The organism is Mariniflexile aquimaris (genome assembly GCF_042676825.1).
GTDB lineage: Bacteria > Bacteroidota > Bacteroidia > Flavobacteriales > Flavobacteriaceae > Mariniflexile > Mariniflexile aquimaris.
This window is the reverse complement of the sequence record NZ_JBHTIB010000002.1, coordinates 976,438-991,221: the sequence shown is the minus strand read 5'-3', so window position 1 is coordinate 991,221 and position 14,784 is coordinate 976,438. Positions and strand designations below refer to the sequence as shown.

Here is a 14,784-nt window from a genome sequence, read left to right as displayed (position 1 = left end):
TTGTTGATAATAATATATTTTAAATCCGAAATATTGTTAATTTGATTATTTGATATGCAATTAAAAAACAAACTAAACTTATATCTTTGTGCTTTACTTTACAAATTTTACTAATGAAGGTTTATTTTTTAAGTGTAATAATAATGGTTTCTTTTTTTTCTTGTAACAAACAACAAGAACAGACCGCATTACCTGTAAACAACAAAGCAGAAAGCCTGTTAATTAAAGAAAAAGATATTGCCAAACTAATATATACCGATTATATTTTAGATGATCGCACCGAAGCTATTGTTACAAACTGGTTTGAATATGCGCAACTTCAAAATGCTATAAATAAAGTAAAAAAAGGCGATTTCACTTTTTTTAAAAATAATAACAAGGCTATTTCAGAATTATTAAGAAATTTTAAACAAACCATACCAGTTGAAGTGAATACGCCTTCTATTTTAGTTAGAATAACATCGCTTGAAACCAAAATTTACAAATTAGAAAGTATTTTAAAATTATCGCCCTCTAAGAAACCCGAAATTTTAGAACTCACCAAAGAACTGCTGATTGCTTTTTCTAATTTAAACCTTCAAATGAATAAAAAATTAGAAGCCGATAATATTGTTATCGAAAAGCCTATAAACTAAAAAAGGAAAACATTTTAAACGCTTTCCTTTCTCAATTTGAATATTTGTTGCTTTTTACTTTTTAGGTTGTGCCGATTGCGATTGCAGCATTTGCTTTTGTCTCAACAACTCGTTTTTGGTAATTTGTATTAAATTAAAATTTGGCGAAGCTTTTAATGTAGCATCCAAAATATCTACTGCAGCATCTATATTTGCTTTCGCATCTTTATTATACGCTAACAGGGCATCTAAATACATAAAGGCAGATTTTAATGGCACCTCATAAGGAGATTGCGACTCATAATACGCCTTTTTCTGCTCTTCTTTAGAGTTTGCTAAACCATATTTAATGTACTTTTCGGCATCTGTTAATTTTTTAGTTTGTAAATAAAGTTCAGCCAATTCGTAGGCAACTAAAGCATTTGGCGATCTTTTAAACATTTCTTCAAAATGTCCGGCAGCTAAATCTGGTTGTTTCACAGCTTTCAATGATACGGCTTTTACCTGAATGGCAATATCGGTATCGTTTAATACTTTTTCGATACCAATCGTGTTTAATGCCTCAACATATTTACCTTCGCTCATATAAATATAAGCCAACGTATCTTTTCGGGCTTCAGAAGGGGCAATAACATTTAAATGCGTTAAAGCGTTTATAATTCCTTGCACATCGCCTTGTATTTGCATTTGCTTGTAATAAGCTTCAAAATGTTTAAGTAAATCGGCATTGCTTTGTGCGCTAACAAAAATACTGCTCAACATTATTCCTAATACTACTATTCTTTTCATCGGTTCCTTTTATTTGTTTTTATTTATCTATTCGCATGCATCATTTTACAAAATGCAAAATTACAAAATGCTTTGCGAGATTAGGTTGTTTTTAAAATGTTAAAGCTATAAAAAAATACTATTTTAATCTCCAAAAAAATAGATTATTAGGAAAACAAAAAAAAAATAAGTACATTAGAATTACTAAAATTTATAATCATGGGAATTAAAAGCTTTTTAGCCTCTAGAAAAAATCAAAATAAGATAACTAACGATGTGCCTTTAAGGGTAAGTGATTATATGACTACAAAATTAATAACTTTTAAAGCAGATGAACGTATTGATAAAGTTATTGATGCCTTAATTAAGTACAAAATTTCTGGCGGACCAGTTGTAAACGATAAACATGAACTTATTGGAATTATTTCTGAAGGTGATTGCATTAAACAAATTAGCGAAAGCAGATATTATAATATGCCAATGAACGATCATACGGTTGAAAGTTGTATGGTTAAAAATGTTGAAACTATTGATGGAAACATGAATATTTTTGATGCTGCAAACAAATTTTTAGAATCTAAACACAGACGATTCCCAATCGTTGAAAACGGAAAATTGGTAGGTCAAATTAGCCAAAAAGATGTGCTTAAAGCCGCAATGGGTATGAAAGGTAATAACTGGAAATAAGCTTAAACGCTTAATCCCCTAGATTCCTTAGATTCTGGTAAATCTGTAATAATAAGTTTTTGAGTTTCAGAATGGTTTAGACTTGCTATTTTTGAATAATTATAACCTTCTAAAGGTTCCGATAAGGTATTCCATTTTACAACGCCAGCAACCGTTATCTTTTCGCCTATTTCTATAACACCTTCTTGATATCGGAGTTGTTTATGGAAACCGAAAAAGTTTTTACTATCCATATTGTATTTTTCTAACAATGCTAGCGCCTCTGGCGTAGGTTTATTAAAAACACCAGACGTGAGCTTAGAATCTACTACTAAATAACTTACATAATTTTTAGGGTTCTGGGTGGAATTTATAAGAACAAAACTCCCATTTTGTTCCATAAAAAAAGGGTCTATTTTCTCTTCATTCACCACCGTTTTCCAGTGCGAATTTTTACCGGTACTCACTTTTTTTTCAATTTTAATAGTAAAGTAAACACATTTTCTTTTGCTTAATGGGGCTATTAATGGCGCTTGAATATTTACAGCTTTTCCGTTTACTTTAACCAGTTCGTTATCGCTTAAACTCACAATGGGCTTTAATCTTATTTTTGCGAGTTTTCTAAGAATTATTTGTTTCGGATTAAAGTAATAAATGCCGAATGCAACGATTCCAATAACACAAATTCCTAAAGCAATAAGCAGCGTTTGTTTTAAAGATAAATCCATCGTTATATTGCTTGTTAGCTATCTCGTTTTACCAACGCGTAATAATCGCCTTCTAATGGCAAATACCCCTGATCGTAAACAAAATAATAAATGGCACCAGCTTTGGTAGTGTAAATACTGGTAAAATAATTGAAGTCGAACCCCAGCTCGATCATTTTCCCTCTCGATGTTCTTGTTTTTTGATCTGGATTGAGTTCTTCTAAAATTCTATAATTTTTACGAAGCCTGTTATTTGTATTCCGTATTAGGTTTTTACTATCCTTATTTACATTGTTGTTATATGCGTTTCTGCACCCATCGCTGCAGAATTTTTTATCAATGCGACCAACAATTTTTTCGCCACATTCTAAACATTGTTTTGCCATAAAAAACTGAATTTAAATCAAATATAGGTAAAAATATTTATTCGTTTACAAACGACTACAAACATTTACAAACGATATTAAGCATTTATGTACCGAATAAAATTTTGAAAGGGTTACATCTTTGCAATGTCGAAACATAAGAACTCGATAGTATTAACTGTTTAACGATAAAAATTTAAATTATGAACACACTTAGAAACAAAGTACAGTTGATTGGTAACTTAGGAAACGATCCAGAAATCATCAATCTTGAATCAGGAAAAACTTTAGCAAAATTTAATATTGCTACAAACGAAAGCTACACCAATGCGAAAGGTGAAAAAATTACAGATACCCAATGGCACAATGTGGTTGCTTGGGGAAAAACAGCTCAAATAATTGAAAAATACGTAACTAAAGGAAAAGAAGTTGCTATTGAAGGCAAATTAACATCGCGTAGTTATGATGACAAAGATGGCAACAAACGCTATATAACCGAAGTAGTATGTAGTGAGCTCCTTATGCTAGGAAAATAAACCTTTTTTTGCCCATAAATTGGTACGTTAACAAAGGCTTCTTGTATACAAGGAGCCTTTGTTATTATTTAACGAATCCCTTTAACATACCTCATTTTCTATTATATTGATTCTATCATTTCTTAACAAAATCATAATATTTCGATAGCTATTAATTTAAGACATATTTGTCTTAATATGACAATTGTCATATTTTAAGGATTTTAATTTTTAGTTTTTTGTTACCAACATTCAATATATTATGCCAATAAAGAGCTACTTAGTGCATCCACACAAAGGCAAAAAAAAAGAACTTATAGAAGCTTTGTCTGCTATAGGTAATTGTGAAGTTATGCCTGCAGAAAATGAAGATTTGGTCATCTTAGTAACAGAAACAGAGACTGAAAAGGAAGAAGAACAATTAAAAGCAAAGTTAGAAACATTGCCAAGTATAAAGCTACTGGCCATGGTTTCTGGATTTAATACATCTCAAAACCAGATATAATATGTATACCTCTTTAACCAATAGAAGAAGTTTTATTAAAAAAATGGCAGCCTTATCGGCAATGACAGCAGCAGCCACAATGTTCCCAGGAATTATGTTTGCCGAAGAACAAGAACTAAAATTACCAAAAGGTGGGAATCTTGAATGGAAAAAAGGTCCTTGTCGTTTTTGCGGTGTAGGATGTGGTATTTTGGTGGGCATTGAAAATGGAAAAGCAGTTGCTGTAAAAGGAGATCCTAACAGCAGCGTTAATAAAGGGTTGCTTTGCGTAAAAGGCTATCATCAAATTATGTGTACGCAAGCAAGTGACAGGTTAACACATGCCTTAGTTAAGAAAAACGGAAAATATGTAAAAACACCTTTAAATGAAGCTCTAGATCTTGTTGCCAATAAAATGAAGGCCACTATAAAAAACCATGGTAAAGATGCTGTTGCCATGTATACCTCGGGGCAATCTACAATTCCTGAAGGCTATGTGGCCTCTAAATTTATGAAAGGTGCTATTGGCACTAATAATTTAGATTGTAACGCGCGTCTATGTATGGCTAGTGCGGTAACTGGCTTTTTAACCACTTTTGGAGCTGACGAGCCAATGGGTTGTTATGAAGATATAGAACACGCAGATTATTTTATCACTTGGGGAAATAATATGGCAGAAATGCACCCTGTTTTGTTTTCAAGAATGTTGGAACAAAAAAATAGACGTGGTGCAAAAATTATAGATTTCGCCACTCGAACAACTCGTTCAAGTACCGCTTCAAATAAATCCATTTTATTTGAACCTCAAACAGATTTAGCTGTTGCTAATGCTATTTGCTATGAAATTATAAAAAACGGTTGGGTTAATAAATCGTTTGTAGATAATCATATTAAATTCCAAAAAGGCTTAACCAATATAGGCTATGGATTAGAAGATAAATTTAAATTTGAAGATAAGGCTACGGTAATAGACTTCAATAGTTATAAAAAATTCTTAGAAGATTACACCCCAGAGAAAGTAGCAAAATACTCGAAAGTCTCAGTAAAAGACATCAAATATTTGGCTTCAATCTATGGAGACCCAAACAAGAAAGTGGTGTCGTATTGGTGCATGGGAATGAACCAACATACCAGAGGTACTTGGATAAATAATTTAGTATATAATATTCATTTACTTACTGGAAAAATATCGCAACCAGGTAATGGTCCATTTTCTTTAACCGGACAACCATCTGCTTGCGGTACTGCAAGAGAAGTGGGCACTTTTACACATAAATTGCCAAAAGGCGTGGTAATGAAAGAAGAAAATCGACGATTAGCAGCGAAAATCTGGAAAGTACCTTATGAAAATATTCCATCGAAACCAACGTATCACGCTACTGAAATGTTCAGAGCTGTGGATCGTGGTGATATAAAATTTATATGGATACAGGCAACCAATCCGTTAGTCTCGCTTCCTAAAACAAGTAGATACCGTCCAGGAATGAAAAAAGATTCGTGCTTTGTTGTTGTTTCTGACGTATTTCCAACCCCGACTTCTGACGTTGCTGATGTAATTCTACCAGCGTCATGGCATATAGAAAAAAGCGGATTATATGGCAACTCCGAACGAAGAACCCAACACTGGGATAAGATGATTGACGGACCAGGAGAGACAACTGCCGACGCGTGGATGTTTATTGAAGTAGCGAAGCGTATGGGATATGGAAAATTATTCCCTTATTCTAAAGAAAATCACGTAGAAGAAATTTATAAAGAATACAGTCAATTTCATAAAGGTGCTAAACACGAAATGGCGCCTATTGAGGTTCTCAAAAAAGAATCAGGCGTTATTTGGCCATATGTAAACGGAAAATCTACAAATTGGCGCTTTAATTCTAAATATGACCCAGCATGTAATAATGGCAAAGATTTTCATTTTTATGGCAATGAAGATGGTAAAGCTATTATATGGCAAAGACCCTACGAACCAGCGCCAGAAATTCCAGATGCTAAATACCCTTTTTGGCTTAATACTGGGCGCGTCATAGAACATTGGCATACGGGTTCCATGACACGCAGAATACCTGTGCTTCACAAAGCAATGCCACATTCTTATGTTGAATTTCATCCAGATGACGCTGAAAAATTAGGTATTAGAAATGGAGAAAAAGTAAAAGTAAGTTCTAGAAGAGGCTCTTGCATTTTACCCGCATCCATTAATGAACGAGGATTGCCAACTAAAGGACAAGTTTTTGTGCCATTTTTTGATGAAAATATGATGATTAATGATGTTACTCTGGATGCATTTTGTCCGATTTCAAAAGAACCTGATTACAAAAAATGTGCTGTTAAAGTAGAAAAAGCATAACTATGAAAAAGCGATTAGGCATCATATCATTGTTCGTAATTCTGTTTATAGCTTTTATAACTATTTGGGATATTAGTTATTTAACGGGGTTGGAAGAAGCGTATATTCCAATTGAAGAAGGCAACAACACTATGCATATTATTCCTTCTGAAGCCGGAGTTTTTAAACGTTCTGAGCATGCTTTAGATTATAGTAACATGCCTATTGATGAAAATTATCAAAGAAGTTTAAATTCATATTACGAGAATCGAGCCTTTCATGGCGCTCCACCTAGTATTCCTCATCCTGTAGAAAGCGAACGCGGTATGGGTGGCAGTACCTGCTTAAAATGCCATGATAATGGTGGATTTGTATCAAAGTTTAATGCCTATGCACCGGTTAGTCCCCACCCAGAATTAGTTAATTGTAGGCAATGTCATGTACCACAAAAAACCCAAAGCTTATTTAAAGAAAATAATTTCGGTAAAGTTAATGCACCAAAAGTTGGCGATAATAATGCGCTTTTAGGTAGCCCACCTATAATTCCGCATCAAATTCAATTGCATGAAAACTGTTTAGCATGTCATGCTGGACCCAGCGCTCCTAAAGAAATTAGGGTAACACATCCAGAACGAGTGAATTGTAGACAATGCCATGTACTTAATAACAAAGAAACGACTGATATTGGAATTTTTAATAGACAAAATCCTGATGAAGAATAACAAAACATTATTGAGGATAATTGGTTGCTTGCTATTTTTAGCTAGCCTTAGTTTTTCATGTAAACACCATGAAGATAAATATCATAGCATTACAGATAAAATTAATGCCGAAAGTAAAAACTATCATGGAACTTCTATTTCATCGGAAAACTACATTGGCGATATTCAGACTATTGAAATTACAGAAGGCGATCACACTTTTTTAATTCCTGAACGTAAAAGCCAAATTAAATCTTATAACTGTACAGAATGTCATAACAAGTCCTTAGATAGAATGCAAACTGGTACTATTAAAAAAGCGCATTGGGATATCGACTTAATTCATGCTAATGAAAACACGATGGATTGTAGCACATGCCATAACGGTAACGATATGGATAACTTAAAAAGCATTACAAACAAATCAATCGATTTTAATAAAAGTTATCAATTATGTAGCCAGTGCCACACAAAGCAATTTGAAGACTGGAAAGGCGGGGCGCATGGTAAACGCATTGGGGGTTGGGCGCCACCAAGAGCATCAATGACTTGTGTAAACTGTCATAACCCACATAAGCCACATTTTGAATCCAGATGGCCAGTACGTTATAACACACAAAAGGCCAAAGAAAGAGAATAAATTCGCCATTATAGATTATAAAAAAACAACAGGTATGAGTGATAATAATAAAAAATGGTTTTCATTAAATCTGAACAGAAAAGAAAAAACAACTTCTGGCTCTTGCGGTTGTGGAAAAACTTCTGGCGGTTGTGACAGCTCTTCTACTCAAGAACATCTTAGTGATGCCGAATTTGATAACGCCGTATTAGCTTCTATAGGTGAAGAACGAACAAAAGATGGTTTTGAACAGGTATTCGATGTAAAAATGGATCGCCGAACTGCCTTTAAAAAGTTAACAGCTAGTTTATTAATAGGTGCAGGTGCTGTTTCCACCTCGTGTAGCGTAATTTCTGGTGACGAAAATAAGGAAAAAGCTCAAATAGACTGGGAAGAACAGTTTAAGGGCAATTATAAATTGATGAATGATGATGAGAAAAAAGGCACCGTTGAAAGATTAGTTAGATCGTATCAACTTCGAACTGGCAAAACAATAAGTATGTCTTCTAAAAATGCTGAAAAAGATGTGCTTTTTGGATATGCATTTAATATTTCTAAATGCCAAGGTTATATGGATTGTGTTAGTGCTTGTGTTGAAGAAAACAATCAAGACAGAAACTCTCAAATGGAATACATCCGCATTCATGAAATGAAAGATGGTAAAGGGTTTAATTTTACCGAAGCCGATGATAACTATTACCACGAAGTGCCTGCCGAAGGTCATTTTTACATGGGAACACAATGTTTTCATTGTGACAACCCGCCATGCGTTGAGGTTTGTCCGGTACAGGCCACTTGGAGAGAAGATGATGGTTTAGTTGTAGTAGATTACGATTGGTGCGTAGGATGCAGGTATTGTATGGCTGCATGCCCTTATGATGGCAGGAGATTTAATTGGAGCAAACCTGAAGTGCCTGAAGTTGAAATTAACAAAAACCAACACTATCTAGGTAATAGAATGCGTAAAAAAGGCGTGATGGAAAAATGTACGTTTTGTGTACAACGCTCCAGAGCAGGAAAAAATCCAGCATGTGTTGAAGCTTGTCCTACCGGCGCCCGCATTTTTGGTAACCTTTTAGATCCAGATAGTACCATTCGTTGGGTACTTGAAAACAAGAAAGTATTTAGGTTGAAAGAAGATTTAGGTACGGAGCCTAAATTCTGGTATTTTATGGATTAACACCCATACTCAAAATTAAAATATTCTATTTAAATGAGAAGATTTAAAGTATTTAGAAGTTTAGTAATAGATAGTTTAGACACCATTACCCGTGGTTCTAAAAGATATCATTTATGGATGGGAATTTTAACTTTTATAATGTTAATTGGCATGTATTGCTATTCTATACAATTAGAGCATGGTTTGAGTGTTACCGGAATGTCGGACAAGGTGAGCTGGGGATTATATATTTCTAATTTCACGTTTTTAGTAGGTGTTGCGGCGGCGGCCGTTATGTTAGTCATGCCAACTTATGTATTAAAAGATATTGATTTTAAACAAGCAGTTCTAATTGGAGAAGGTTTAGCCGTTTCAGCCCTTATAATGTGTTTAGCTTTTGTAATTGCCGACATGGGAGGACCATCTGTGTTATGGCATATGATACCTGGAATTGGTGTTTTTAATTTTCCAAACTCCATGTTAACCTGGGATGTTTTGGTATTAAACGGCTATTTATTTTTAAATATTAGCATTCCATTTTACATATTATTCAGACATTACCAAGGCAAAGAGGCTAAATCCAGTGTTTATATCCCAGGGGCATTAATATCGGTTTTTTGGGCAGTTGGCATTCATTTAGTAACAGCTTTTTTATATCAAGGGTTACAAGCTCGTCCTTTTTGGAATAACGCTCTTTTAGGCCCAAGGTTTTTAGCTTCTGCTTTTGCCGCTGGTCCAGCCTTAATCATTTTAGTACTTGCCATAATTAGAAGTTATACAGCATTTAAAATTGAAGATAAAACCATTAAAAAAATTGCCATGGTAGTAACTGTTGCAGCTCAAATAAATATAATTATGCTCGTCTCAGAACTATTTAAAGAATTTTACGCTCCCACGCACCACAGTGAAAGTGCATATTACTTATTTTTTGGATTAGACGGAAAAACAGCGCTTTTACCCTGGATTTGGACTTCTATTTCAATGAATGTTTTAGCCACAATTATACTCACGTTTCATAAATTAAGAAATAATCTTAAAGTTCTCTATTTTGCTTGTTTTATATTATTTATAGCTATTTGGATTGAAAAAGGCTTTGGTTTAATTGTTCCTGGTTTTATCCCAGAACCTTATGGCAAAATTGTGGAGTATTCACCAACAGGAATTGAAATAGGCGTTACATTGGGTATTTGGGCACTAGGTGCTTTTATTTTTACAATTCTAGCGAAAACCGCTATTTCCATTGAAACAGGAGAACTACGCTATAAAAAATAAAGTACAGTGGTTTTATTTTACATTATCCACATTAAAATACCCACCTTTATTTTCGGTTCTTTCTAAAGATTGATTTACAATTAAATGGGCAATATTAACCATATTTCGTAACTCACAAAGCGAGGTGGTTATTTTCGATTCCTTGTACAAATCTTCTACTTCGCTATAAATTAAATCTAAATGTTTTACAGCTTTTCTTAAACGCTTATTACTTCTTACAATGCCCACATAATCCCTCATTAATGCCTGTAGTTGTGTAAGGTTGTGTTGAATTAAAATATGTTCCTTTTCAATTTTTGTGCCTTCGTCATTCCAATCTGGAATCGTAACATCTAAAACTTCAATGTCATTATCAGAAAGATATTTGTAAATGTTATGCGCATACACTAGGGCTTCTAAAAGCGAATTAGAGGCTAATCTGTTAGCACCATGCAAGCCAGTTCTGGAGCATTCCCCGCAAGCGAATAAATTTTCGATAGTGGTTTTTCCGTCTTTATCCACATTTATGCCTCCACATAAATAATGAGATGCGGGAACAACAGGAATCCAATCTGTAGCTATATCAATATGATAATCTAAACATTTTTGATAAATATTAGGAAAGTGCTTTTTAAAAGCGTCTAGATCTAAATGTGTACAATCTAAAAACACATTTGATTCTCCCGATTTTTTTAATTCGTTATCGATGCTTTGCGACACAATATCACGCGAAGCTAATTCTGCGCGTTCATCATAATCAAGCATAAATCGGTGACCATTTTTATCGCGCAGGTAGGCACCAAAACCTCGTACTGCCTCAGAAATTAAAAATGACGATTCTCCTTTAGGTTCATATAAAGCTGTGGGGTGAAACTGCACAAATTCCATATCTTGAATCAGCGCCTTGGCTCTGTAGGCCATGGCAATTCCATCGCCCGTAGCTATTACGGGATTAGTAGTATGCCCATAAACACAGCCAATTCCACCAGAAGCTAAAAGCGTACTATCTGCTTTAATTGTAAATATGTCGCCTGTTTTCTGATTAAAAATATAGGCACCATAACACACTAATTCTTCTTCATTACTGTCTTTTATATGGTGATTTGTTACCAAATCTATCGCAAAGTGATGCGGCAAAATACTAATATTGGCTAATTGGTGAGCACGTTTTAACAAGGCGCGTTCTACTTCAAACCCCGTGATGTCTTTATGATGCACCACACGATACTCAGAATGACCACCTTCTTTTCCTAAATCGAATTCACCACTGTCATCCAAATCAAAATTAGCTCCCCATAGCATGAGTTCTTCAAGTCGGTCGGGACCTTCTTTTATAACCATTTCTACCACCTCCTTGTCACACAATCCATCTCCTGCAATTAGGGTATCTTCAATATGTTTATTAAAGGAATCTTTCTCTTTATTTAATACAACTGCCACACCACCTTGAGCATATTTGGTGTTCGATTCGTCTTCATTGGCTTTAGTTACAATAATAACATTTCTGTTTGGAAATTTTTCGGCAATTTTAACCGCAAACGTTAAACCTGCAACCCCCGAACCGATAACTAAATAATTTGCTGTAACCATGTTATTTTGATAATTCTAACATGCGCTCAATTGGAAGTAACGCGCGTTTTCTAATATGTTCTGGCACCTCAATTTGAGGCGATTCGTTTAACAAGCAATCATATAATTTTTGAAGTGTATTCATTTTCATAAAATGACATTCGCTACAAGCGCAAGTATTATCTTCTTTTGCAGGTGCAGGAACCAATTCTGTATTGGGCATTTCCTGCTGCATTTTATGTAAAATACCAGCTTCAGTAGCCACAATAAATTTTTCTTGAGGATGTTCTTTTACAAAATTAATCATCCCCGATGTAGAACCAATATAGGCCGCCGTATCTAAAATATGTGTTTCAGATTCTGGGTGAGCAATAATTTTATGATCTGGATATTTTTTGTGTAAGGCAATGAGTTTATCGATAGAGAAAGCTTCATGAACAATACAACTACCATCCCAAAGCAACATGTCTCTACCTGTTTGACTAATAATATATTTACCTAAATTCTTATCTGGCGCGAAAATAATAGGGGTGTCTTTTGGAACAGAATTAACAATTTTTAAAGCGTTGGAAGAGGTGCAAACAATATCGCTTAAAGCCTTAATTTCAGCTGAACAGTTTACATAAGTTATAACCACATGGTCTGGATGTGCCTTTGTGAATTTTTCGAAAGCCTCGGGCGGACAAGAATCTGCCAATGAACATCCTGCTTTTAAATCTGGTAATACAACCGTTTTTGTCGGATTTAAAATTTTGGCAGTTTCGGCCATAAAATGAACCCCAGCGAATACAATAATATCAGCATCTGTTTCGGCAGCTTTTTGAGATAATTGCAAGCTATCACCCACGTAATCAGCAATATCCTGTATTTCTGGAACTTGATAATAATGCGCAAGTATAACCGCGTTTTTCTCTTCCTTAAGGCGTTTTATTTCTTTTACTAAGTCCATTTTAATTAAAACTATTTGATTATAATTAAGTAAAACCAATAGTTATGCCAAGGTTTTACTTTTTACAAATATCTTAATTAAAATTTTATTGTACTGAGATAAACCCAAAAAATGAACCCTTATCGAGTCCATTTTATGGTTTTCTCAAAACTTTAAATTCTTTATAAACAAAAGTTTAATTATTTAGTAAAATTTAAAAAATCGCAAATTACACTGCCTATACAGCAAGTTTAGGCTTCATGTTTTCTAGTGCCATATCCTGAATTTGCAGGCTTATTACTTTTAAAGTTTTTTCACCTTTTTCTAACTCATGTAAAACTTCTTCTTTTATTTCCTGGAAGCTGTTTTTAAGATCGCTAAATAGTGATTTGTAATACGAAATACCTTCATTTAAATTATTAGTAAATGTTACAAGATATTTCTCTTCTTTCGCTGTCATTGCTGATTTTGCTTCCTCTAATTTATTCTTTAAATACTCGATATAAATACCAAGTTCCTTGATAAATAAATTTGGGCGATCGGTTCTAGAAATCATGTTATCTCTTCCGTAAATATGGTCGGTCATGTTTTTTAAACTCATAATTTTAGAATAGTACGCCATGTTAGGACCTGGGCAAATAGAAACACCTTCGCCTTCAACCCTAGTTTCTAAATTATATGCTAACAATGCAGAAGTTCCTAAACCTACACAAGTACAAGATTTCTCGGTTATTTTATTAAATTCCTTTTGATACGCTTTTAAAGTTAAATTCTGACTATCTAATTCTTTTAATTTTAAATGCTGATATTCTCTTGATGCTGTACAAATACCTTTTTCTTTAAATTCTTTATTTAAAGCTACAAACTTTTTAGGGCAAGCACTTCCGGGTCTGCCTTTATTAATTAAAGCTTCTTTTTCTAAATCTTTAGTGTTATCTCTTAGATTATTGAAAGGAATGCCTAAAGGCGAAATATCGCTTAAATACAAATCTTCTTCTTTGGCAGCTACCAATTTATTCAACGTTCTATCGTCTACCGTTGTGGCCTCTGGAACTAATAAAAAGGGAGTACCCCAACCAATAGAGTCTAGCTCATATTGATTAAGTAAAAATTCGTGCTCTTCATGTGTTCCTACACCGCCTTGAGCAGAAATTTTTAATTCCAACGGAACACTTGAAACTGCACGCCCTTGATTGACTAACTCCTGATTTAATATACTTTCTATCGAGCTTCTTAGCTCATTTCTTTTTTCTTTAAATTCTGCTAAAACAGGACCTAATAAATAGCCATCGGTGGCAAAAGCATGACCGCCACAATTTAAGCCAGACTCAATGCGGTATTCTGATACCCATAAGCCTTTTTTAGCTAAAAATTTACCTTGAATTAAAGCCGATCTGTAATCGCTTACTTTTAAAATAATCTTCTTTGTAAATTCTCCTGATGCCGAAGGATAAAAATCGTCGAACTGACTCATATAAGCATACAATCTCGGATTCATTCCTGCTGAAAGAATCACAGACGATTTTAACTTACTGTTTGCAAAACCACGTAAAGCGGCATGTGCATCGTTAAACTCTACAGGAAGTTGTTCGTTTTTTATATAATTGTCTTTATCGACTTTGGTCATAATATTAACATCAATACTTCCCTTTGATAAATTTTGGGATGCCCAGTTTTTAAGTTCCTGAAAATTGATGCCCTTTTCTGTAAGCTTGTTAAATTCTGCTTTTATCAGAGAACCTGATGGAAGCATATTTACATAAGCTTTTAACTCCTCACTCTTTTCGTGTGTGGAATTTTTTAAAGCTTCAAATTTTTTATCCACTAAATCACTCATCATATTTAAGTATGAGGTGATTCGTTTCGCTCTAAAATCTTCAATTTTATCTGTTATTTCAGTATACGGAATTTCAAATTTTTCGCTGTACATTTTTCGTAGTTTTTCCAGCAAAATATCATCTACTAAAGAAATTACTGAATCTATGCCGTATTGTGCTACTTTTAAAGGTGAGTCGATTGTAAATCCAATGCCCATTACGGGAATGTGAAAGGTGTGTGCGTTTTTCATCTGCTATTATTTCTATTTAATTAAAAGAAAAGCTCTTAGTC

At 34.1% G+C, this 14,784-nt stretch carries 15 protein-coding genes; 9 read left to right on the top strand and 6 right to left on the bottom strand.

The window, feature by feature from the left end:
* The first annotated feature begins 143 nt into the window (after positions 1–143).
* A complete protein-coding gene (locus ACFQ0I_RS04430) occupies positions 144–635 on the top strand; it encodes a hypothetical protein (RefSeq protein WP_379939731.1) in 492 nt (163 codons plus the stop codon).
* Positions 636–689: 54 nt separating this feature from the next.
* On the opposite strand, the gene ACFQ0I_RS04425 is transcribed toward ACFQ0I_RS04430, so the two are convergent.
* Positions 690–1,403, bottom strand: a complete 714-nt coding sequence (locus tag ACFQ0I_RS04425) for a hypothetical protein (protein ID WP_379939729.1) — start codon at positions 1,401–1,403, stop codon at positions 690–692.
* A gap of 198 nt (positions 1,404–1,601) precedes the next feature.
* Here ACFQ0I_RS04425 and ACFQ0I_RS04420 point away from each other — a divergent pair, with 198 nt between their 5' ends.
* Positions 1,602–2,069, top strand: coding sequence for a CBS domain-containing protein (locus ACFQ0I_RS04420; protein WP_379939727.1), 468 nt, complete (start codon positions 1,602–1,604; stop codon positions 2,067–2,069).
* A gap of 2 nt (positions 2,070–2,071) precedes the next feature.
* Here ACFQ0I_RS04420 and ACFQ0I_RS04415 read toward each other — a convergent pair whose 3' ends face one another.
* Both ACFQ0I_RS04415 and ACFQ0I_RS04410 read right to left on the bottom strand, forming a co-directional pair.
* Positions 2,072–2,776 (bottom strand): hypothetical protein, encoded by a 705-nt coding sequence (locus ACFQ0I_RS04415; RefSeq protein WP_379939725.1) that lies wholly within the window; start codon positions 2,774–2,776, stop codon positions 2,072–2,074.
* A gap of 14 nt (positions 2,777–2,790) precedes the next feature.
* Positions 2,791–3,141: a hypothetical protein gene (locus ACFQ0I_RS04410; protein WP_379939723.1), complete on the bottom strand. Its 351-nt coding sequence runs from the start codon at positions 3,139–3,141 to the stop codon at positions 2,791–2,793.
* Between the two features lie 182 nt (positions 3,142–3,323).
* Between ACFQ0I_RS04410 and ACFQ0I_RS04405 the strand changes: the two genes are divergently transcribed.
* The 7 genes from ACFQ0I_RS04405 (at position 3,324) to dsrP (ending at position 10,199) form a co-directional block, all read left to right on the top strand.
* Positions 3,324–3,656, top strand: a complete 333-nt coding sequence (locus ACFQ0I_RS04405; protein ID WP_379939721.1) for a single-stranded DNA-binding protein — start codon at positions 3,324–3,326, stop codon at positions 3,654–3,656.
* A 241-nt stretch (positions 3,657–3,897) separates the two neighbouring features.
* The gene (locus ACFQ0I_RS04400) at positions 3,898–4,140 is read left to right on the top strand and encodes a chaperone NapD (RefSeq protein ID WP_379939720.1); all 243 of its coding nucleotides are present in this window, start codon (positions 3,898–3,900) and stop codon (positions 4,138–4,140) included.
* A 1-nt stretch (position 4,141) separates the two neighbouring features.
* Positions 4,142–6,469 (top strand): molybdopterin-dependent oxidoreductase, encoded by a 2,328-nt coding sequence (locus ACFQ0I_RS04395; RefSeq protein ID WP_379939718.1) that lies wholly within the window; start codon positions 4,142–4,144, stop codon positions 6,467–6,469.
* A 2-nt stretch (positions 6,470–6,471) separates the two neighbouring features.
* On the top strand, positions 6,472–7,170 hold the full coding sequence (locus ACFQ0I_RS04390; protein ID WP_379939716.1) for a cytochrome C: 699 nt from the start codon (positions 6,472–6,474) through the stop codon (positions 7,168–7,170).
* Entirely contained in the window at positions 7,160–7,789 is a 630-nt protein-coding gene (locus ACFQ0I_RS04385; RefSeq protein ID WP_379939714.1) for a cytochrome c3 family protein, read from the top strand. The genes ACFQ0I_RS04390 and ACFQ0I_RS04385 overlap by 11 nt, the downstream gene beginning before the upstream one ends.
* 34 nt (positions 7,790–7,823) lie before the next feature.
* Positions 7,824–8,948, top strand: coding sequence for a 4Fe-4S dicluster domain-containing protein (locus ACFQ0I_RS04380; protein WP_379939712.1), 1,125 nt, complete (start codon positions 7,824–7,826; stop codon positions 8,946–8,948).
* 33 nt (positions 8,949–8,981) lie between these two features.
* Positions 8,982–10,199 carry a sulfate reduction electron transfer complex DsrMKJOP subunit DsrP gene (gene dsrP, locus ACFQ0I_RS04375; protein ID WP_379939710.1) on the top strand — a complete coding sequence of 406 codons (1,218 nt, stop codon included), beginning with the start codon at positions 8,982–8,984 and terminating at the stop codon, positions 10,197–10,199.
* A 12-nt stretch (positions 10,200–10,211) separates the two neighbouring features.
* On the opposite strand, the gene nadB is transcribed toward dsrP, so the two are convergent.
* The 3 genes from nadB to ACFQ0I_RS04360 form a co-directional block, all read right to left on the bottom strand.
* A complete protein-coding gene (nadB, locus tag ACFQ0I_RS04370) occupies positions 10,212–11,768 on the bottom strand; it encodes an L-aspartate oxidase (RefSeq protein ID WP_379939708.1) in 1,557 nt (518 codons plus the stop codon).
* Between the two features lies 1 nt (position 11,769).
* Positions 11,770–12,696 carry a quinolinate synthase NadA gene (nadA, locus tag ACFQ0I_RS04365; protein WP_379939706.1) on the bottom strand — a complete coding sequence of 309 codons (927 nt, stop codon included), beginning with the start codon at positions 12,694–12,696 and terminating at the stop codon, positions 11,770–11,772.
* A gap of 217 nt (positions 12,697–12,913) precedes the next feature.
* Positions 12,914–14,743: a hypothetical protein gene (locus ACFQ0I_RS04360; RefSeq protein ID WP_379939704.1), complete on the bottom strand. Its 1,830-nt coding sequence runs from the start codon at positions 14,741–14,743 to the stop codon at positions 12,914–12,916.
* Positions 14,744–14,784 lie beyond the last annotated feature (41 nt).

Bases quoted from the DNA above. Each gene is read 5' to 3' on its own strand.
- ACFQ0I_RS04430 (WP_379939731.1), top strand. From the start codon at position 144: ATGGTTTCTTTTTTTTCTTGTAACAAACAACAAGAACAGACCGCATTA.
- ACFQ0I_RS04425 (WP_379939729.1), bottom strand. From the start codon at position 1,403: ATGAAAAGAATAGTAGTATTAGGAATAATGTTGAGCAGTATTTTTGTT.
- ACFQ0I_RS04420 (WP_379939727.1), top strand. From the start codon at position 1,602: ATGGGAATTAAAAGCTTTTTAGCCTCTAGAAAAAATCAAAATAAGATA.
- ACFQ0I_RS04415 (WP_379939725.1), bottom strand. From the start codon at position 2,776: ATGGATTTATCTTTAAAACAAACGCTGCTTATTGCTTTAGGAATTTGT.
- ACFQ0I_RS04410 (WP_379939723.1), bottom strand. From the start codon at position 3,141: ATGGCAAAACAATGTTTAGAATGTGGCGAAAAAATTGTTGGTCGCATT.
- ACFQ0I_RS04405 (WP_379939721.1), top strand. From the start codon at position 3,324: ATGAACACACTTAGAAACAAAGTACAGTTGATTGGTAACTTAGGAAAC.
- ACFQ0I_RS04400 (WP_379939720.1), top strand. From the start codon at position 3,898: ATGCCAATAAAGAGCTACTTAGTGCATCCACACAAAGGCAAAAAAAAA.
- ACFQ0I_RS04395 (WP_379939718.1), top strand. From the start codon at position 4,142: ATGTATACCTCTTTAACCAATAGAAGAAGTTTTATTAAAAAAATGGCA.
- ACFQ0I_RS04390 (WP_379939716.1), top strand. From the start codon at position 6,472: ATGAAAAAGCGATTAGGCATCATATCATTGTTCGTAATTCTGTTTATA.
- ACFQ0I_RS04385 (WP_379939714.1), top strand. From the start codon at position 7,160: ATGAAGAATAACAAAACATTATTGAGGATAATTGGTTGCTTGCTATTT.
- ACFQ0I_RS04380 (WP_379939712.1), top strand. From the start codon at position 7,824: ATGAGTGATAATAATAAAAAATGGTTTTCATTAAATCTGAACAGAAAA.
- dsrP (WP_379939710.1), top strand. From the start codon at position 8,982: ATGAGAAGATTTAAAGTATTTAGAAGTTTAGTAATAGATAGTTTAGAC.
- nadB (WP_379939708.1), bottom strand. From the start codon at position 11,768: ATGGTTACAGCAAATTATTTAGTTATCGGTTCGGGGGTTGCAGGTTTA.
- nadA (WP_379939706.1), bottom strand. From the start codon at position 12,696: ATGGACTTAGTAAAAGAAATAAAACGCCTTAAGGAAGAGAAAAACGCG.
- ACFQ0I_RS04360 (WP_379939704.1), bottom strand. From the start codon at position 14,743: ATGAAAAACGCACACACCTTTCACATTCCCGTAATGGGCATTGGATTT.